At 57.1% G+C, this 20955-nt stretch carries 11 protein-coding genes and 1 tRNA gene; 10 read left to right on the forward strand and 2 right to left on the reverse strand.

Going from position 1 to position 20955, the window contains the following annotated elements:
- The first annotated feature begins 293 nt into the window (after positions 1 to 293).
- The 3 genes from AB8717_RS20325 (at position 294) to AB8717_RS20335 (ending at position 7969) form a co-directional block, all read left to right on the forward strand.
- Positions 294 to 4115, forward strand: a complete 3822-nt coding sequence (locus AB8717_RS20325; protein ID WP_443751346.1) for a hypothetical protein — start codon at positions 294 to 296, stop codon at positions 4113 to 4115.
- Positions 4116 to 4117: 2 nt separating this feature from the next.
- Positions 4118 to 4450 carry a DUF6572 domain-containing protein gene (locus AB8717_RS20330; protein ID WP_443751347.1) on the forward strand — a complete coding sequence of 111 codons (333 nt, stop codon included), beginning with the start codon at positions 4118 to 4120 and terminating at the stop codon, positions 4448 to 4450.
- A 450-nt stretch (positions 4451 to 4900) separates the two neighbouring features.
- A complete protein-coding gene (locus tag AB8717_RS20335) occupies positions 4901 to 7969 on the forward strand; it encodes a hypothetical protein (protein ID WP_443751348.1) in 3069 nt (1022 codons plus the stop codon).
- Positions 7970 to 8851: 882 nt separating this feature from the next.
- Here the strand turns inward: AB8717_RS20335 and AB8717_RS20340 are convergent.
- Positions 8852 to 9643: an IS5 family transposase gene (locus tag AB8717_RS20340; protein ID WP_443751349.1), complete on the reverse strand. Its 792-nt coding sequence runs from the start codon at positions 9641 to 9643 to the stop codon at positions 8852 to 8854.
- Between the two features lie 313 nt (positions 9644 to 9956).
- Between AB8717_RS20340 and AB8717_RS20345 the strand changes: the two genes are divergently transcribed.
- Both AB8717_RS20345 and AB8717_RS20350 read left to right on the forward strand, forming a co-directional pair.
- Entirely contained in the window at positions 9957 to 10379 is a 423-nt protein-coding gene (locus AB8717_RS20345) for a hypothetical protein (RefSeq protein ID WP_443751350.1), read from the forward strand.
- 156 nt (positions 10380 to 10535) lie between these two features.
- A tRNA-Ser gene (locus AB8717_RS20350) sits at positions 10536 to 10611 on the forward strand.
- 812 nt (positions 10612 to 11423) lie between these two features.
- Here AB8717_RS20350 and AB8717_RS20355 read toward each other — a convergent pair.
- Positions 11424 to 12011, reverse strand: a complete 588-nt coding sequence (locus tag AB8717_RS20355) for a hypothetical protein (RefSeq protein WP_443751351.1) — start codon at positions 12009 to 12011, stop codon at positions 11424 to 11426.
- On the opposite strand from AB8717_RS20355, the gene AB8717_RS20360 reads away from it, so the two are divergent.
- The 5 genes from AB8717_RS20360 to AB8717_RS20380 all read left to right on the forward strand — a co-directional run bounded on the left by AB8717_RS20360 (position 12010) and on the right by AB8717_RS20380 (position 20868).
- Positions 12010 to 15282, forward strand: coding sequence for a hypothetical protein (locus AB8717_RS20360; RefSeq protein ID WP_443751352.1), 3273 nt, complete (start codon positions 12010 to 12012; stop codon positions 15280 to 15282). The genes AB8717_RS20355 and AB8717_RS20360 overlap by 2 nt on opposite strands.
- Complete coding sequence (locus AB8717_RS20365; RefSeq protein ID WP_443751353.1) at positions 15267 to 15998, forward strand: hypothetical protein; 732 nt, start codon at positions 15267 to 15269, stop codon at positions 15996 to 15998. The genes AB8717_RS20360 and AB8717_RS20365 overlap by 16 nt, the downstream gene beginning before the upstream one ends.
- A 313-nt stretch (positions 15999 to 16311) precedes the next feature.
- The gene (locus tag AB8717_RS20370) at positions 16312 to 19017 is read left to right on the forward strand and encodes a hypothetical protein (RefSeq protein ID WP_443751354.1); all 2706 of its coding nucleotides are present in this window, start codon (positions 16312 to 16314) and stop codon (positions 19015 to 19017) included.
- A 25-nt stretch (positions 19018 to 19042) separates the two neighbouring features.
- Positions 19043 to 20152: a putative toxin gene (locus tag AB8717_RS20375; protein WP_443751355.1), complete on the forward strand. Its 1110-nt coding sequence runs from the start codon at positions 19043 to 19045 to the stop codon at positions 20150 to 20152.
- Between the two features lie 29 nt (positions 20153 to 20181).
- The gene (locus AB8717_RS20380; RefSeq protein WP_443751356.1) at positions 20182 to 20868 is read left to right on the forward strand and encodes a hypothetical protein; all 687 of its coding nucleotides are present in this window, start codon (positions 20182 to 20184) and stop codon (positions 20866 to 20868) included.
- Positions 20869 to 20955: the final 87 nt, after the last annotated feature.

The following is a 20955-nucleotide window of genomic DNA, read 5'->3' on the forward strand; positions in this document are numbered from 1 at the left end:
GTCTCGTGCATGTGGTCTAAAGGGGCCGTCCCTGGGTCAACAGCTTTGCTTGTCCTGGAAAAGGGGTCAGAGTCACTTACTGACCTTACGACCTTGGACAACCGCCTTCTGGGGGTCGATCACGCGGCGCGCAACAGTGGCGATGTGAGCTACACGCTGTCCGCAGCGACGGCACCTATCTGCTCGACACCTATGTCTACGACGAACTGAACGAGCGTACCCGTCATACGAACAATGCGCAGTCGGGCGCCGAGACGACCGATTACGACCTGCAAGGGCGGGTCAGCAAGACCGTGACCTTCGGCAGCCAGATCACGAGCTACGGCTATGCGTGGACGGCGGGGACGGCGACGACGCGGGTGACGGCCGGCCAGACGGATGACGGGCACTGGACCCGCACGACGAATGCGTGGGGGCAGGTGGCGTCTTATGTCAGCGACTATTTCAGCAAGGTGCTGAGCAGTTCGGACTTCGGGGCGCATGCGACCAGCTTCACCTACGACAAGGCGGCGCGGGTGACGGTGCAGCAGAACACGACCGGCGGCGGCGAGGTCGACTATACCTATACCGTGGCGGGCCAGGTGGCGACGATTGTCGACACCTCGCACCGCGACTATGCGTCGGACCCATATTCGGTGTCGCAGTCGGACACGACCGCGGCGGCCGTGGTGACGATGAAGTCGGTCTATGCCTACGACAACGACGGCAACCGCGTGCGCGAGACCTATTTCAAGACGGGGACGACATCGACCTTCACGGAAAACGCGGGGATCAGCTACGACGCGCTGAACCGTGTGACGGAATACAAGGACGGCAAGAGCGACATCGTCTATACCTACGACGCCAACGGCAACCGCCGCAGCGTCAAGAGTTCGTACACGATCCGCGGCGGCACGACGTCCTCGACGGACTGGTACAAGTACGACAGCATGAACCGCTTCGTGCTGACGGGCGGTTCGCTTTCGGCCGGTGTCATCAGCGGCGGGGTTGCCATTACCTACGACGTTGACGGCCAGCGGCATTCGGCGACCTACGCCAGTGACGGTCACCAGGAGGTCTATCAGTACAGCGCCGACGGCTATGTGACGGGCGTCACCATAGCGACCATGAGTAACGGCTCACTGGGGGCGGCGGTGCAGCGCGTGACGCGGACGAACGACTTGTTGGGGCGCAACACCGATTACGTCGAAAATAACGCCGACGGCTCGACGCTTGAGACGCGGCACATGAGCTATGACGGCGACGGGCGGGTGACGGACGAGACGGACTATACCTACGGCACCGAGAACGGCACGGCGGTCACCTATAAGAGCGTGATCCACAACGACTACAAGCTGTTGAATGGCAGCACCTACACGGGCCAGGACATCGGGGTGATCACGCACTCCAAGTCCGACCAGTACAAGAACGGCACCTCTCAGCCCTCGACCGAGACGACGTACAGCTATGCCTGGTGGACCTCGGCCAAGACGGCGACAGTGACGGCGACGGGGCAGACGACGGGGAATTCCGTCTATTCGTACGACGGCGACGGCTTTCTGTACGAGCTTCAGGACACGGGGGTGAACCGCAAGATCTTCTACCAGACCGACATGGCGGGGCAGGTGGTGTCGCGGCGGGAATGGTACGTGTCGGCGCAGACGGGCAATTATACCGGCGGCGCGGGGCGCGACTTCTTCTATCTGGACGAACACGCCATCGGGGATGTGGGCACGGACAGCCTGTCCGACCGGATCGACTATGCGCAGCAGCTGGCCAACGACAAGGCCAGCTCGACCACGGTGACGCAGGCGTGGACGACGTTCGACTACACGACGCCGGCGGGCAACCTGGCGGGCAATATCGACATCAATTACGGGGCGTACAATGCCGCCACGCTCGACCAGTCGACATCGAGTTTCACGGCGCTGGGCGGGGAAAGCCTGCAGGACGTGGCGCAGAACCTGTGGGGGGATTCCAGCCTGTGGTACATCCTGGCGGATGCCAACGGGCTTTATGCCGATACGACGCTGAGCGCCGGTCAGACCCTGCGCATCCCGGCCAAGCCGGCCAATGTCCATAACAACGCCTCGACCTTCAAGGTGTACGACCCCGCCGACACCATGGGCAACACCAAGCCGACCCAGCCGCAGCCGCCGCAGCGCGACAGTGGCTGCGGGTTCGTCGGGGACGTCATCGCGATGGTGGTGTCCTATGTCGTTCGCGCGGTGACGTGGATGTTGCCGCCTGAGCTTTCGGCGGGACTGGCCGATGCTTCGCGCCAGGGCGTCGAGATTCTCGTCGGCAACCAGAAGAAGTTCAACTGGACCGAGGTCAAGGCCGCCATGACGACGGCTGGGATAATGGATGGCTTGTCGCTCCCGCAGACACCCGGCGATGCCGCGGGCGCGGCTCAGAACGCCGCGAGCGACTGGGCGGCCGTGGCCCAGGGCGCAGCCGCCAGTGTTATCCAGCAAGGCGTCAACATGGCCTACGGGCTTCAGAAGAAGTTCGACTGGACGGCGGTTGCGGTCGCGGGCGCGGGCGCCGGGGCCGCGAAGCTGGCGGAAGACTGGGGACAAGACAATATCGACGGCGGGATCTTCAACAAGGACGGAACCCTGACCCCGGTAGGGCGGGGGCTTGTGGGCACTGCCGCCTTCCTTGCCCAGACCACGACGCAGATGATCCTGACGCACGACAGCTTCGGCAAGAGCGCGATGGCGCAATTACCGGAAGCGATCGGCAGTACCGTTGGCGGGATGATCGGGGATGGTATCAAAGGGCAGATGCGGGCGACGAAGGACGATGGCGTTCTATCAAAAGACGACATGATGGAGGCCATGCTCAGCGGCGCCGATAAAGCCCAATATCAGACGGCAGATGGTCAATACGCCGCGGGCTACGGTCCGCTGGACAATACGCTGGGGGGCCGGTTGCGGGGTCCGCTTGGCGCCGAAGTGATGACCGATGGCGACTACGGCTCGCCGGTCACGCAATCCGATGGCGAGACCGATGCTGACGGGAACCCTGTGGTCGTGGTTGTTGGTCAAAGACCGCATCATAGCTTTCTTGGTGATTTATTTAGCGGGCATTGGACCCGTCTGGGAAGTGAGCATGACTTTTTCCCACGCTTCAGCTCCAATAAGCTGGGCGACAACGGTACGTGGAACCATGTCTTCTACTACCAGCCGCAATCCCCTGGCGAGTATCAAAAGGTTCAGCAGCAACAGGCTCAATTCAAGGCGCTTGTCGCGAATATCGATCCTGTTCAGCGAAATTATGACCATTCAGTCGTCCCGTGGATGCAGTCGCACCCCCGTGTAATGGGTGGGGTGCAGACGGTGGGGGGAGTTTTTGAGGTTGGCAGTGGCGGCGCAGCCGTAATTGGGGGTGTGGCGACAAGCGAGATTGGCGTCGGGGTTCCTGTCGCTGTCGGCGGTGGCGTGCTTGCTACTCACGGCGTTGATGACTTCCAGGCCGGTCTGAGGACAGTTTTCACCGGAAGGCCAACACAGACACTAACCAATCAGGGTTTGCAAGCGGCGGGGCTCAATCCACAGCAAGCGGCATATGCGGAAGGGGGGATCACGCTAATTGCCGGTGGATTTGCAGGCTCTACGTCCATGCTCATTCCCAGGGCGCCCACGACAATTCCGGGCTTTAGTGCGGCTTCCTTCGACGGTGAGTATGGGATAGATACATATGGCAATATGCCCAAAGTTCTCGGAACTTCTGAGGCCGCAGAGAGTTTACCGAGCCAAGTCCAACTTAACAAAGCTAGCGGAGCGGCATTCCAAGGGCGCGTCAGTAATTTTGGAGCCGACACATTGGATAATTTCGTCGAGGAGGTGTCGATCCGGCCGAACACATCCACAGGCACGGCACCGTTCAAAATCAGAGTCGATGGCCTCGGCACAAATCCCGACACCCTGGCCATTGACTTACTTGAGGCGAAAGGCAGCGCCACGGCTCCGCTAACCCCTAATCAGACAAATGGGTTCCCATTGGTTGAACAATATGGGGGTACCATTGTTGGAACTAAGGGGGGTGTAAATTATCCAGCAGGGACTGTAATTCCTCCCAAAACCGAGGTACGTATTATCCGACCCGATGATCTTCCAAAGGGATATTGACGATGACTATTCAGCAGCCAGATACAGTAGACGGTATGGGCGTCGATAAACGCATGAATGAACTTGTCCTGCTCATATCGGATCATTTGCCGTGGGAGGATGAGGAAGCACATTTGTCAGCGCTTGAAAATAAGCTCGGCGGCTACCTCAATTACCTGACTTCAGGTCAGTATCTTGAAGCGGTGCCGCAATCAAAGGGACTGCCGGTGCGAATTAAGCTTGTCCATGAACATCGCCCGACGGCCTCCGCCGAGACAATCTTACAAGCGGTCGAGGCGCAACTCGTTGCTATGGACATCCGGTTTTCCCATGAGGCGCTCCCAACCAAGTACTAAAGCAGTAAATACTTGCCGCAGACAGTAATACTCTGTCGCCGTTCACTCAGCGATATTTAACCGAATCAGGTGGTCGGTGGGGCGGAACGGCTACACGAGAGCAGAATTATGCTATATCCCAAGAGCTCGATTCACGAGGCTATACTTTTGGCGACCGACCTGGTGGTGGACTTGGCCCGGAAGAATAAGGAGAAAGGAAAAGGGGTCAGAGGGGTCAGAGGGGTCAGAGTCACTTACTGACCTTACGACCTTGGACAACCGCCTTCTGGGGGTCGATCACGCGGCGCGCAACAGTGGCGATGTGAGCTACACGCTGTCCGCAGCGACGGCACCTATCTTCTCGACACCTATGTCTACGACGAACTGAACGAGCGTACCCGTCATACGAACAATGCGCAGTCGGGCGCCGAGACGACCGATTACGACCTGCAAGGGCGGGTCAGCAAGACCGTGACCTTCGGCAGCCAGATCACGAGCTACGGCTATGCGTGGACGGCGGGGACGGCGACGACGCGGGTGACGGCCGGCCAGACGGACGACGGGCACTGGACACGCACGACGAATGCGTGGGGGCAGGTGGCGTCTTATGTCAGCGACTATTTCAGCAAGGTGCTGAGCAGTTCGGACTTCGGGGCGCATGCGACCAGCTTCACCTACGACAAGGCGGCGCGGGTGACGGTGCAGCAGAACACGACCGGCGGCGGCGAGGTCGACTACACCTATACCGTGGCCGGCCAGGTGGCGACGATTGTCGACACCTCGCACCGCGACTATGCGTCGGACCCATATTCGGTGTCGCAGTCGGACACGACGGCGGCGGCCGTGGTGACGATGAAGTCGGTCTATGCCTACGACAACGACGGCAACCGCGTGCGCGAGACCTATTTCAAGACGGGGACGACGTCGACCTTCACGGAAAACGCGGGGATCAGCTACGACGCGCTGAACCGTGTGACGGAATACAAGGACGGCAAGAGCGACATCGTCTATACCTACGACGCCAACGGCAACCGCCGCAGCGTCAAGAGTTCGTACACGATCCGCGGCGGCACGACGTCCTCGACGGACTGGTACAAGTACGACAGCATGAACCGCTTCGTGCTGACGGGCGGTTCGCTTTCGGCCGGGGTTATCAGCGGCGGGGTTGCCATTACCTACGACGTTGACGGCCAGCGGCATTCGGCGACCTACGCCAATGACGGTCACCAGGAGGTCTATCAGTACAGCGCCGACGGCTATGTGACGGGCGTCACCATAGCGACCATGAGCAATGGCTCGCTGGGGGCGGCGGTGCAGCGCGTGACGCGGACGAACGACCTGTTGGGCCGCAATACGTTCTACGTCGAAAATAACGCCGACGGCTCGACGCTTGAGACGCGGCACATGAGCTATGACGGCGACGGGCGGGTGACGGACGAGACGGACTACACCTACGGTACCGAGAACGGCACGGCTGTCACCTATGAGAGCGTGATCCACAACGACTACCAGCTGCGCAATGCGCAAAGCGGGCTCTACAACGGCCAGGACATCGGGGTGATCACGCACTCCAAGTCCGACCAGTACAAGGGGACCACCTCTCAGCCCTCGACCGAGACGACGTACAGCTATGCCTGGTGGACCTCGGCCAAGACGGCGACGGTGACGGCGACGGGGCAGACGACGGGGAATTCCGTCTATTCGTACGACGGCGACGGCTTCCTGTACGAGCTTCAGGACACGGGGGTGAACCGCAAGATCTTCTACCAGACCGACATGGCGGGGCAGGTGGTGTCGCGGCGGGAATGGTACGTGTCGGCGCAGACGGGCAACTACACCGGCGGCGCGGGGCGCGACTTCTTCTACCTGGGCGAACACGCGATCGGGGATGTGGGCACGGACAGCCTGTCCGACCGGATCGACTATGCGCAGCAACTGGCCAACGACAAGGCCAGCTCGACCACGGTGACGCAGGCGTGGACGACGTTCGACTACACGACGCCGGCGGGTAACCTGGCGGGCAATATCGACATCAATTACGAGGCGTACAATGCCGCCACGCTCGACCAGTCGACATCGAGCTTCACGGCGCTGGGCGGGGAAAGCCTGCAGGACGTGGCGCAGAACCTGTGGGGGGATTCCAGCCTGTGGTACATCCTGGCGGATGCCAACGGGCTGTATGCCGATACGACGCTGAGCGCCGGGCAGACCCTGCGCATCCCGGCCAAGCCGGCCAATGTCCATAACAACGCTTCGACCTTCAAGGTGTACGACCCTGCCGACACCATGGGCAACACCAAGCCGACCCAACCGCAGCCGCCGCAGCGCGACAGCGGCTGTGGGTTCGTCGGGGAAGTGATTATGATCGCCATCGCGGTTGTGGTTACGGCGATCGTGTTTCCGGGGGCGTTGTCGGCCATAGCCGGCACGACCTCTGTCGCCGCCGCCGCGCCGCTGGCAGTTGTTGAAGCCGGCGCCATAGCGGGGTTTGAAGGCGGACTGGCCAGCCAGGTCTTCGGCGTGGAGACGGGGATACAGAAGAAGATCGACTGGAAAGCCGTGGCGATGGGCACGATCTCCGGCGCGGTCGGGGCAGGTGTAGGCAAATTCATAACAGGCACAGGCTTTATGGCGGGCCTTGAACGCGGTGCGGCCACAAGCGCTATTAGCCAGACAATTGATGTCGCCGCGGGTTGGCAGCACAAGTTCGACTGGACAGCTGTCGCTGTCGGCGGCGTAGCTGGCGGTGCTGCAGCCTGGGCTGGCAATTTGTTCAACTCCATCCCGAATTCTGCGGACGCCAGTACGCGCTTGATCGAGCGCGGGTTGGCGACCGGGAGCGCGTCGCTGGCCGCGGGTGTAACAATTCGCAGTCTGGCCCTGCATCAGAGCCTCGGCAAAAGCCTGCGTGAATCTCTGCCGGACGCCGTTGGCAATACGATCGGCGGCATCGTCGCCGATGGAATACAGGCCGCGTATACTTCAACGGGGGGCGGCATATCTCCAGAAGTCAATGAAAGACTGAAACAGGAGGCTCGTGCCAATGGCACGCTCATCGACGTTGACAATCCGCCCTCAGACTTCGATGTGTTCTATAGGGACAAATTAGCTGCTTCGGGCGCATCGGCTACGACCGCCGATTTGCGTTACGGGACAGTCCTCGGACAACCGACCGACGTTGGGTATTACACTCTGCTTGCCGGTTCGACGGCTCCGGCGAAACGCAACTGGTTTGCTGCCGCTTGGGATATTTTCAGCGATTGGGTGGGTTTTGACGGCAAGATTGGACCGGGCGGCAACCCGTCCCTCGGTCATACTGGGCCTGTAACAGCGGGAGGATCGGGTTATCAGGCTGGATCTGGTGCCAGTTCCGATATATCGACAGTCATTGTCACGGCGAACAGATCATGGAAGAATTTCTCCGGCGCGGTATCCCGCGCGGTTGGTGATGCGGAGGCGAATTACCTTAGAGACTGTTTCAAAAGTTTTTGCCATCACAGCGTCAGAGCGTTGTCAAATCAGCTCTTTGAAGCTCTGTGAGAACAAACGGGCACAAAAAATCTCGGCATAGTTAATATTTTTTATGGACTCGCCCTTGAAAAGCGATGAGTTCTCACTATGTTCCCGGTTGTGGCCCAGACGGGGTCCTACAGGAGAAAACATATGGCTAAAGTAGCTGCTTTCCACTCGGCAAAGCCGGGAACCAAGGTGCACCACGATGACAACAAGTGCACGGAGGGCAATAATATCGAGTCCTACAATAAGAGGCAGGGTACCGGCGGGCTTCCGCTCTGTGACCACTGTAAGCGTCTGTAACAGCGTATGTTGGGTGGACAATGTCCACCCAACACCAACGTTTGATTTGATAGGAATAATATGGCTTCGCACTACTGGATTTCGTATCGTATTCACAGAAACGCTTCGTATGATCATAGGTACGAAGCTTTAATCGAAGAAATTGAAAGAATTTCTTTAAAAGAGTGGAGGGAAACCACTTCGTTTCACCTTGTCAGCTCCGATCTGAACATATCATCTCTTGGGTCTAGATTGAAATCGAAAATTGACCCTAGCGTGGACAGAATTGTTATTCGCAGGTTGAATAATAAATCTGCCGTTTACATAGGGCATTTTAACGAGCTTGATGATTTAAAATTCTTTATGGATTATGCTGTTCGCGTTTGATTTTTAAATATTCCTCTTGCATTTTAGATCTGTAAAAATCCTGATGAATGTTTATTGGAACATTTAAAAATGCGGCAAAGTAGCGAACTAAGCGCGATCTAAAAAACTTGGATCGCCTTTCCCATGTTGTCATAGAGAAGTGTAACATAATATCTCCACATAGTGCATGATGCACTCATGAAGACTTTACACATGCGGTATTTAAATACCTTTTCATGATTTCAGACATGGCTTCGCCAATTAATCAGTGCATATGTGTCTTAGCGTGAACGCTATCATAGCCCAGCGTATCATGGCTGTGCTGTGAGTGATCAGACGTTCATGATCTTCCTTGATGCGACGATAGTCGCCGAACCATGCGAAGGTGCGCTCGACAACCCAGCGCTTTTTCATAGGAATGAACTTTTTAGCGATCATGGCGGGGTTTTTCGACGTGAGCACCTGAGCGCCAATGTTGCTCTTGGTCCACTCTTCAAATGGCGCGCCTTGATAGCCCTTGTCGGCATAGACAGCTTCTGGCTTGCGTTTCAGCCATTTGGCAGCTTTGGCCAAAACTTTCTGACCGCCTTTTGTGTCGTGAACGTTCGCTTTTGTGACATGCACATCGACGAATAGGCCGAGCGTGTCTGTCACTAGATGACGCTTGCGGCCCTTGACTTTCTTGCCACCGTCATAGCCACGCGAGCCACCAGCTTTGCCAGTTTTCACAGACTGTGAATCGATGACAACAGCGCTGGGCGACAGATCGCGATTGTACGCTACGCGTGCGAGTTCATAGACTTCACGAGAAATCTTTCGAACGATCCCTTTCTTCTGCCACGCTTTGAAATAGCGATAGACTGTCTGCCAGGGTGGGAAATTGTTCGGTAGCTGTCGATACTGACAGCCCGTTCGCACTTGATACAAAATCGCGTTCACGACGCTACGCACATTCGTCGTGCGCGGCCGTCCACCCGACTTCGCCCTTGGGATAAGATGCTGAATAAAATCCCATTGGAGGTCTGTTATGTCCGATGGATAACCCTTCGACATTTACAACCTAGATAAATTTTCAATTTGAAATCTATCACAGGTTGATTCGAAAGTCAAGAAAACAATGCGCATGACCGAATACGCATTATGTGCTAACGTTCTCACGTCGCGCGGAGCGTAGAAACTTTTCGCGATACGTATGAAACGTTGAACAGGGCATCCCGCTAGGTCGGGCGGCCCACCGAATACAATACCCTCTTCCTCTGTATCTCACGATACAGAGCGGGGAATACGTGGGGCGTGCTTACCCTGTTCGCGCGTTTCTAACCGCCTGACGCCAGCTTGGCTCGGGCCGTTTGAACATGGGGAGACTATGCGAAAAGTCGTAGCGCTATGCGCTATCGTCGCTGCTGGAGTGTGTCTGGCGGAGACATCGAACGCGACGCCGAAATTGTTCTGTGTGAATGATAAAGGCGAGAACGTGCCGTTCAAATATCATCCATACACGTCTGATCTACGCGACGCGTATCTCAAGAAGTTTGGCTTTGACGTGCTGCCACTGCCGTCAGATGAGCCAGATACATTGATATTCGTATTTTCGGCAGGCTATCCAAACTGCACCAAGCTACCGAACACTATGTGCGAGAACATCATGTACAAGGTCCGCAGCGGCGACGGTGGCAACGAGTTCTACCTTCTTGAGATGGTCACGAACTTAAAAGGCATGAAGGAAGAGAAACTGAAGGGCGATGCCATGTGCTGGCAAACCTGGACCATCATAAATGGGATAAAATAATCCCACATAATGAGAATGCCGTGTCGATAATCGACACGGCATATAGTTAAAAATTCACGAACTCCCCCTTTCGGGTGATGTCCGGCTGTGCTAACGTCTTGGATGGTTTCTGCAAGTAGATAGGCCCTGCCTGTCGACAGGCAGGGCCTACAAGGCGGACGTATAGCTCAACTGGAAAGAGCGGCTCCCTACTAAGTTGCTGATGCTGGTTCGAGTCCAGCTACGTCCGCCAGTCTTTTAAACACAGAAAATCGATGCGACGTGTCGCCTCGACGAATTGCCGTGTTTGGAATGATATATCGAGCCCCGTTGACCCTCCATGGTCGTTCGGCAAACTTGATGAAGAGATTTATCTCTTCGTTAAGCTAGTTATCCCTTATTTTTCCCCGATGTCAATTCGAATTAATTTACCCCTCAAATTAGGGCTCATATTTGATGGTGATATTTATCGATGGTACGATCCGATATGCGTTAAATTCCACGCTAATTCGTTGGCCCATTTCGATATGAATTCGATGATAAATGCGTATCAAAATCGCGTTCAAATTCGATGCCATTTGCATTGATAAACGTTTTTGAATCGCGCTCTTTCATACGTAGAAAATTGTCATTTGCGCATACGAATTTACGCAATTGATTGGTGCTAAGTTAGAGCCATCCTCACTGAAATTGTTGCAATAGCTATTCGTTGAATCTTCGAAAGCGGATCCAATATGTTCGAATGGCGTTTGGGTCTCGCGTAGATAATACGAATTCAAAGACAGCGTGTTGCGCAACACGCTGTCTTTTTTAATGAAATTCGATCGCGTCAGAGACCTTTTGAAACAGTCTCTAACACCTCCAGCCTCACCGAAGCGTGTCAGCTCTGAGGCGCAAATGGCCTATATGCTTTGTCGCAATGACTTGTACGGCGAGTTCACCCCCGCAGACGTTGAAGCCGCAAAGACTGCGTTCCTGAAGCGAAAAACAAATCAGTGGCTTACAAACGGTTGGTTTTCGTCGGCAGCGGAATGGATGAAAGTCACCCGCTGGTCCGGTGAAGAATCAGAGGCATCGGCATGGGCGGCAATCTTGCGCTGCTATGATTATCTGGATGCGGAAGAGCCAAAAGATTGGGATGGGAGTTAAGAATCTGGCAAACTGGGTGCAAAAAGATAGGAGGACAGGAGCAGTATCTGGCGGTGTGAATTCTTCCTCGGTCTTTCTGGGGCGCCCCCTGACCGGCGGCTCGACGCGCCGCCCAAGCGCTTCTGCGATCTGGCGCCGAAAACGGTCGCTGCCCGGAACCCACCCGCGCTGGGTTGCGTCGCGAATGATCGCCACAACATTCTCGCCAAGCCCCTCGGTAAAAAGGGGACGATATTCCGCCTGACAGATTTCGGCTGTGTCACCCAGACGCCCGTAGACCTCATGATGCGAAAGCAGGGGATCGGCGCGGCCAAAAGCATTAGCAGTATAGCTCGACCAGACATAGTCTTCCGCCTTGGCAACCATACGCGCCCGAACCGAATTCGCCTCGATGTAACGATAGCAGGCCATGACATAGTCTTCGGCATCGACGATCGTCGATTTGAACCGCCCTTCCCACAACGGCACGACGTCCTCGACGGACTGGTACAAGTACGACAGCATGAACCGCTTCGTGCTGACGGGCGGTTCGCTTTCGGCCGGGGTTATCAGCGGCGGGGTTGCCATTACCTACGACGTTGACGGCCAGCGGCATTCGGCGACCTACGCCAGTGACGGTCACCAGGAGGTCTATCAGTACAGCGCCGACGGCTATGTGACGGGCGTCACCATAGCGGCGATGAGCAACGGCTCGCTGGGGGCGGCGGTGCAGCGCGTGACGCGGACGAACGACCTGTTGGGCCGCAATACGTTCTACGTCGAAAATAACGCCGACGGCTCGACGCTTGAGACGCGGCACATGAGCTATGACGGCGACGGGCGGGTGACGGACGAGACGGACTACACCTACGGTACCGAGAACGGCACGGCTGTCACCTATGAGAGCGTGATCCACAACGACTACCAGCTGCGCAATGCGCAAAGCGGGCTCTACAACGGCCAGGACATCGGGGTGATCACGCACTCCAAGTCCGACCAGTACAAGAACGGCACCTCTCAGCCCTCGACCGAGACGACGTACAGCTATGCCTGGTGGACTTCGGCCAAGACGGCGACGGTGACGGCGACGGGGCAGACGACGGGGAATTCCGTCTATTCGTACGACGGCGACGGCTTCCTGTACGAGCTTCAGGACACGGGGGTGAACCGCAAGATCTTCTACCAGACCGACATGGCGGGGCAGGTGGTGTCGCGGCGGGAATGGTACGTGTCGGCGCAGACGGGCAACTATACCGGCGGCGCGGGGCGCGACTTCTTCTACCTGGACGAACACGCGATCGGGGATGTGGGCACGGACAGCCTGTCCGACCGGATCGACTATGCGCAGCAGCTGGCCAATGACAAGGCCAGCTCGACCACGGTGACGCAGGCGTGGACGACGTTCGACTACACGACGCCGGCGGGCAACCTGGCGGGCAATATCGACATCAATTACGAGGCGTACAATGCCGCCACGCTCGACCAGTCGACATCGAGCTTCACGGCGCTGGGCGGGGAAAGCTTGCAGGACGTGGCGCAGAACCTGTGGGGGGATTCCAGCCTGTGGTACATCCTGGCGGATGCCAACGGGCTTTATGCCGATACGACGCTGAGCGCCGGGCAGACCCTGCGCATTCCGGCCAAGCCGGCCAATATCCATAACAACGCCTCGACCTTCAAGGTGTACGACCCCGCCGACACCATGGGCAACACCAAGCCGACCCAGCCGCAGCCGCCGCAACGCGACAGCGGCTGCGGGTTCGTCGGGGAAGTGGTCATGATCGCCATCGCGGTCATCGTCACGGCGGTCGTGGCGCCATGGGCCGAAGGTTATACTATGCAAGCCGCGACGGCCGCGTCGGCGGCGGCTGCCGATGCTGCTGCCACAGCCGCAGTTGCAGCGACCACTGCCGCCGTTTCCGGCTCAGCGGCGGCTGCAGCGACCGCAGCCGCTGCCGCAGCAACAGCCGCGTCGGCGGCCGCGGCCGCCAGCAGCCTGGCCCTTGTAGGCGCGGTCGAAGCCGGCGCCATAGCCGGTCTCGCCGGCGGTCTCGCCAGCCAAGCCTTCGCCGTGGCAGCGGGAATCCAGTCGAGAGTGAACTGGGGTGCGGTTGCCATGGGCACGATTTCCGGCGGGATCGGTGGCGGCCTGGGTCAGTTGATGCCGGGTACGGACCTGGCAACGACGGTGCAGCGCGGCCTTGCGACCAATGTCGTGAGTCAGGGCATCGACATCGCTGCACGGATGCAGAAGAAGTTCGACTGGACGTCGGTGGCGGTATCGGGTGCGGAGGGCGCGGCATCGGCCTGGGCCGGCGAATTGTTCGATACCACGCCGAACTCGGCGGATGCCAGCACACGCCTGATCGAGCGCGGACTGGCAACCGGGGGCGCATCGCTGACCGTTGGTGTAATGGTCCGCAGCATGGCTCTGCATCAGAGCCTGGGCAAGAGCCTGCGTGAAGCCCTGCCGGACGCCATCGGCAATACGATCGGCGGGATTATCGCGGACGAGATGCAACAACACGACGCGCAAATGCAAGCCATAAAAAAGGCGAGTAGTCTCGATGTCGTTACGGCTCAAATGAATGATAAGGTCGAGGCAGTCAAAAAGCAGAGAACGGGAAAACTGTCGCAGGCGGATTTGGACGCAGATGCCGCGGCAGAGGGCGAGCTGAAGCAAAATCTACAAAATTCACGGGACCAGGCTGCGTCGAGTGACGAAACTATAAGATCGCAATCTGCTAGAACATTTAAATCGGCAATTGGATCTTATTTCGATAAAGTGTTCGCTGGTGACGATTATTCCGACATAAGGCAGGGTATCGAAGCTCAGTATAGGTTCAATACTCCGGATCAGAAGTATGATGCTCCGATGGATTATGGCGATCTTCCTGTGACCAACCATGATCCGCGTAATGGCTATCTGTTTGGTCCGGTGGACTGGGCGTCAGAAAAAGTGGGGTCGATCCACGGCCAGATCGAGGGTGGCATAGCGGATTTCCGTGCCAAAAATCCGGCCGCCGATTTTCTAATCAACACTGCCGGCGTTGTTATGATGGCGGCTAACCCGGTGGCTGCATTGGAAGGTATGGGCTGGGGTGTCGTCCAGGACAAATCCAAGGACGTCGCTATCGGCGTGTTCGGCCAAGAATATTCGACCGTAAACGGTCAGAATCCCAACGATCCCACAGGTTATGTTGACAGCCAGGCATACAAACAAGGGGACGGACTCGTTTGGGGCGTATCGCTTGCCATCCAAGGGCCACAGGCAATAGCCGGAGTAAAGGCGTTAGGCACTGCCGGTATCGTCGGGTTTAAGCGACTGGCCACTCATGCACCCGAAGGGCTCGGCGGAGGCCCGAGCTTCGCAGCGCCGCCTGCCGCAGAGACCGCAGTCCCGCCGAGACTTACACAGGGCCTAAAGTTCGAAGCTGACGGAGTCGCTCGGGCGAGCACGGAAGCGTATTTGCCAGGTCAGTCGACTCAACGATTGTCAGTCAGAGCTTTCAATGCTGACGGCACCCTAGCTGAGGGGCGTACAGTTCTTGATTTGGCTGGATATCGCTTGGATAATGGACAATTTGGTGCATTGGAGTTTAAACTCAGTACGGACGCGCCATTGACTGCCCGGCAGCAACTGCATTTCCCGCTTCTTGAGCAAAATGGCGGCGTGATTGTAGGCGCAAAAGGTGAGGCTATTGGGTTGCCGGCCGGTGCCAAAATTGCGCCCACTACTCCAGTAAGGGTCAATGGCCCAACATATCCTCAGCCAGGCGAATGGTGGAAATTTTGAACAGAGCGGTTAAAGCACTAGTAGATGAAATGCAGCCGATATTGGAAGGCCGAGGGTTCAAGATACGGAAAGGGATAGACGTATCATTTTCTAAGCGTGAACGTTTCGGGTTTCTATATTTATCGCTGCCGTCATTTCCAATGCCTGAAAACGGTGGGTATCAGGTTGTAAATTGTGGTCTTGGTGTGCGTCACAACCGAGTTGATGAAATTGTTAATCAGTTGGGGCACATATGGGGGGATGCCAATTGCAAGAACACGACGACCGTTTACAGGGGCTTGCAATTCTTCCCGTTTGTAGCCGCTAGAGACGAAAAGCAGATTATCCGGTTCCCTCATGTTGAAGTTGACGCGACTGTCGCGGCGGAGAACATCCGAGCCATGCTTGAGGCTGATGGGTTTGAATTTTTTGAGCGCTACTCGTCGCTTGGAGAATGTGCACAGGGGCTCAACGAACCGATTGAGACGCGGGTCCATCCGTTATGCAACGGCTTCCCGCTTCGGGCCTATTATGGCGTTGCGGCCGCAGCGCTGACAGAACCGGACCGCGTTCCGCATCTGATTGAGCAGTATATTGAATTTATTCGGGACAGCGGCATCGTTGACCCGTTGATGTATGAGGTTGCCAAAGACAAGAGCGGCTTAGCTGCGGTGGCCGAGCGTCTGGAGTTTGTGGCTCGTTTGGGGATAGCATCTGGTTTGCAACCATCGGCGTAGAAGCCTAACTCCGTCCTCCTTGATGACCTCAAGCGAAGGAAATACGAAGGAAATACGAAGGAAAAGGGGTCACGAAGGAAAAGGGGTCAGAGTCACTTACTGACCTTACGACCTTGGACAACCGCCTTCTGGGGGTCGATCACGCGGCGCGTAACAGTGGCGATGTGAGCTACACGCTGTCCGCAGCGACGGCACCTATCTGCTCGACACCTATGTCTACGACGAACTGAACGAGCGTACCCGTCACACGAACAATGCGCAGTCGGGCGCCGAGACGACCGATTACGACCTGCAAGGGCGGGTCAGCAAGACCGTGACCTTCGGCAGCCAGATCACGAGCTACGGCTATGTGTGGACGGCGGGGACGGCGACGACGCGGGTGACGGCCGGCCAGACGGACGACGGGCACTGGACCCGCACGACGAATGCGTGGGGGCAGGTGGCGTCTTATGTCAGCGACTATTTCAGCAAGGTGCTGAGCAGTTCGGACTTCGGGGCGCATGCGACCAGCTTCACCTACGACAAGGCGGCGCGGGTGACGGTGCAGCAGAACACGACCGGCGGCGGCGAGGTCGACTACACCTATACCGTGGCGGGCCAGGTGGCGACGATTGTCGACACCTCGCACCGCGACTATGCGTCGGACCCATATTCGGTGTCGCAGTCGGACACGACGGCGGCGGTCGTGGTGACGATGAAGTCGGTCTATGCCTACGACAACGACGGCAACCGCGTGCGCGAGACCTATTTCAAGACGGGGACGACGTCGACCTTCACGGAAAACGCGGGGATCAGCTACGACGCGCTGAACCGTGTGACGGAATACAAGGACGGCAAGAGCGACATCGTCTATACCTACGACGCCAACGGCAACCGCCGCAGCGTCAAGAGTTCGTACACGATCCGCGGCGGCACGACGTCCTCGACAGACTGGTACAAGTACGACAGCATGAACCGCTTCGTGCTGACGGGCGGTTCGCTTTCGGCCGGGGTTATCAGTGGCGGGGTTGCCATTACCTACGACGTTGACGGCCAGCGGCATTCGGCGACCTACGCCAGTGACGGTCACCAGGAGGTCTATCAGTACAGCGCCGACGGCTATGTGACGGGCGTCACCATAGCGACCGTGAGCAACGGCTCACTGGGGGCGGCGGTGCAGCGCGTGACGCGGACGAACGACCTGTTGGGGCGCAACACCGACTATGTCGAAAATAACGCCGACGGCTCGACGCTTGAGACGCGGCACATGAGCTATGACGGCGACGGGCGGGTGACGGACGAGACGGACTACACCTACGGCACCGAGAACGGCACGGCGGTCACCTATAAGAGCGTGATCCACAACGACTACAAGCTGTTGAACGGCAGCACCTACACGGGCCAGGACATCGGGGTGATCACGCACTCCAAGTCCGACCAGTACAAGAACGGCACCTCTCAGCCCTCGACCGAGACGACGTACAGCTATGCCTGGTGGACCTCGGCCAAGACGGCGACGGTGACGGCGACGGGGCAGACGACGGGCAATTCCGTCTATTCGTACGACGGCGACGGCTTCCTGTACGAGCTTCAGGACACGGGGGTGAACCGCAAGATCTTCTACCAGACCGACATGGCGGGGCAGGTGGTGTCGCGGCGGGAATGGTACGTGTCGGCGCAGACGGGCAACTACACCGGCGGCGCGGGGCGCGACTTCTTCTATCTGGACGAACATGCCATCGGGGATGTGGGCACGGACAGCCTGTCCGACCGGATCGACTATGCGCAGCAGCTGGCCAACGACAAGGCCAGCTCGACCACGGTGACGCAGGCGTGGACGACGTTCGACTACACGACGCCGGCGGGCAACCTGGCGGGCAATATCGACATCAATTACGAGGCGTACAATGCCGCCACGCTCGACCAGTCGACATCGAGCTTCACGGCGCTGGGCGGGGAAAGCCTGCAGGACGTGGCACAGAACCTGTGGGGGGATTCCAGCCTGTGGTACATCCTGGCGGATGCCAACGGGCTGTATGCCGATACGACGCTGAGCGCCGGTCAGACCCTGCGCATTCCGGCCAAGCCGGCCAATATCCATAACAACGCTTCGACCTTCAAGGTGTACGACCCCGCTGACACCATGGGCAACACCAAGCCGACCCAGCCGCAGCCGCCACAACGCGACAGCGGCTGCGGGTTCGTGGGGGAAGTGATTATGATCGCCATCGCGGTTATCGTCACGGCGATCGTGGCGCCCGAGATGGAAGGGTATCTGGTCGGCCAGGCCGCCAACGCGGCGGCGGCTACGGCATGGGCGGCTACCGGATCGATAGCGGAAGCAGACATTGCATATGCCTCCACCGTTGCCGCCGGTGCGACGCTTGGACAGGCGGTCGTCGCTGGCGCCGTGGCAGGGCTTGCTGGCGGGCTGGCCAGCCAGGGCTTTGCCGTGGCTGCGGGGATGCAGAAGAACATTAACTGGAACGCCGTGGCGATGGGCACGATCTCCGGCGCCGTCGGCGGTGCGTTCGGGCATTGGCTCCCGGGCTCCGGCCTTCCACAAATGCTCGAACGTGGCCTTGCGACCAATGTCGTGAGCCAGGGCGTCGACATCGCTGCACGTATGCAGAAGAAGTTCGATTGGACGGCGGTAGCCGTGTCGGGTGCGATGGCGGTCGCGGACTGGGAGGTGAACGGCCTGCTTCATCCGACCGAGACAATAACGGCGGCAAATGGGGCCAAGATCAATGTCCTTACTGATCCTCTCGGTCCCACGGCCGACCGGATCATCTCGGGTACGGCTGGTCTGCTGGCGGGCGCCGCGACGCGGTCCGCCGTGACGCATGAGAGCTTCGGCAAGAGCCTGCGTGAATCTCTGCCGGACGCCATCGGCGAACCATTGGGAATATCATTGCGGATTCAATCAGCGCGGCGCAGTTTAAGCGAGCTATTGTTAGCAGTGCGCTCGCGACTATCGATGACGCGCGGACACGAGTGGGCAGGGACGCTATGTCGCCTGAGTTACGTGCGCAAATGAAGGCCGACCTGTCCAAGGGTACGACTTGCAGCAGCAGGCGCTGACCACCAGTGATCCCAAAACCAAGGAAGAGCTTAGGGAACAAGGTACGGCAGCCGTTCTGGGCGCTTTGGACGCTTCTTCCGCAGATCTTCCGAAAGAAGCCAGAGCGCAAATCCACCAAATGCTCTATGGTTCGTCTGCTACGGGAAACGTCGAAACCCAAAACGCGCCGGTATCACAAAGTCTTCAGGCGCAAGACGTCACGGTTACAGGGGAGCACGACCGTATTTTGGGCAAGACGGGCGACCACTTGGCGATCCAATTTGGTGGGACCGTAAAGAATATCGAAGGAAGTATAGACACCTATTTGAACGACCATCCCGCCCAAGGGGCCGCAGTGGAATTCACCAGCACTGCTCTCACAGTGATTGGAGGGCCGGTAAGGTTTGCGGAAGGGCAAGTCTGGGGCTTTGCCCATGACGCAGTAAAGGGCGGAATCAAGAGCGCTTACGACGGGGCTAAATATACTGAGAGCAAACCGTCGGATGCATCGGAAGGGATTGTGACCGCCGGCGATCTGGTACTGGGGGTGAAAACTGGCGTGGGCGTAGTCAAGAGCTTGGCGTCAGTGACCGGCGGCATTTTCTCGGCGCTCAAAAGGACAGTCACTCATGCACCCGTAGGGCTCGGCGAAGGCCCGAGCTTCGCAGCGCCGCCTGCCGCAGAGAGTGGAGAGCCGCTACTTCTTACAGGCCCAAAGCAAATAAGCTTGAACAAGGCTGACGGCGGAACCTTTCAAAATGCAGTTCAAGATTCATTACGAATGACAGAGAATCGGCAAGCCGTAACAGTGACATTGGCCGACGGACGTAAAGTTACGACAATACCTGATTTGTGGGGTGCCCAGTCTGGAGTCCTGGATATCAAGAAAGTCCAATCACTTTCATTTACCGAACAGCTTAGAGCTCAGTATCAGCTCGCCCTTGATGGCGGGCAGTCGTTTAACCTCGTGGTAAGCCCTGGCACCAAGACGATATCTCTGCCATTACAACGTTCCGTTGCGGCAACAGGAGGGAAAATTTTTGAATTCAATCCGACAACGGGTTCCTGGACGAACGTTGTGCTGAAGGGTAATAAAGTCGTTAGGCCATAATAGCCTTATGATAATTTGGGGATATATATATGGCTAAACCTAAGATACTCATTTCCATTCTGACCGACGAAGACACCAAACAGGTTGAATTTGGTGAGAATTTGCTTCGGTTTTTTTTCTCAAACCGCCTTCTTAGTCCGGAGTTTGCATCAAATTTCGAGCCTATAAATAAGCCGATTGCTAAAGAGAGTGATGCGATATCCTATTGGTCTGGTAATCCATTTTTTTGCAGGAAAAAGCATAGAATTGTCTCTCAATTATCAGTCCATCACACGGGAAAATTTGGATCAGGTGCTATAATATTTGATGCTATGTATGTTGATAAATTCAATTGGATGAATTTGTTCAAGGAATTGATTTTAATATCTAAAGCTCATTACGGTTATCTCCATCTAATAACAGATTATGAGAGAGATAATTCGGAATTGCAGCAGGAGGACGCATACTCATTTTTTCTTGGAGCATTTCCTACATCAATAAAAGGAGGTATGGCAGAGTTGGCGTGGGCAAATTATTTCGGTACCCGTTGGTCAGAGTTCATCGATTCGGATTTTTTGACAAAAAATAGTGCCGAAATGGATTCGGTACTTGGTGGTAATTTACTATCTGTAACAAATAGTATCGATGATTTAATTTCGAATTATCAAATATTCAATGAAACTAGGCGAATATTAAAGGGTAGCTTCCGTGGAGGCTTTTTTCGCACGGGAGTTTAGCATTAACTGTTGCCGCAATGGAGCATCAGCTCCCGCCCGAGGTTGACCTGCGATTACCCGAGACCTCAAAGGCGTAATGCCGTCTCT

The sequence above is a fragment of the Asticcacaulis solisilvae genome (genome assembly GCF_052327315.1).
Lineage (GTDB): Bacteria > Pseudomonadota > Alphaproteobacteria > Caulobacterales > Caulobacteraceae > Asticcacaulis > Asticcacaulis solisilvae_B.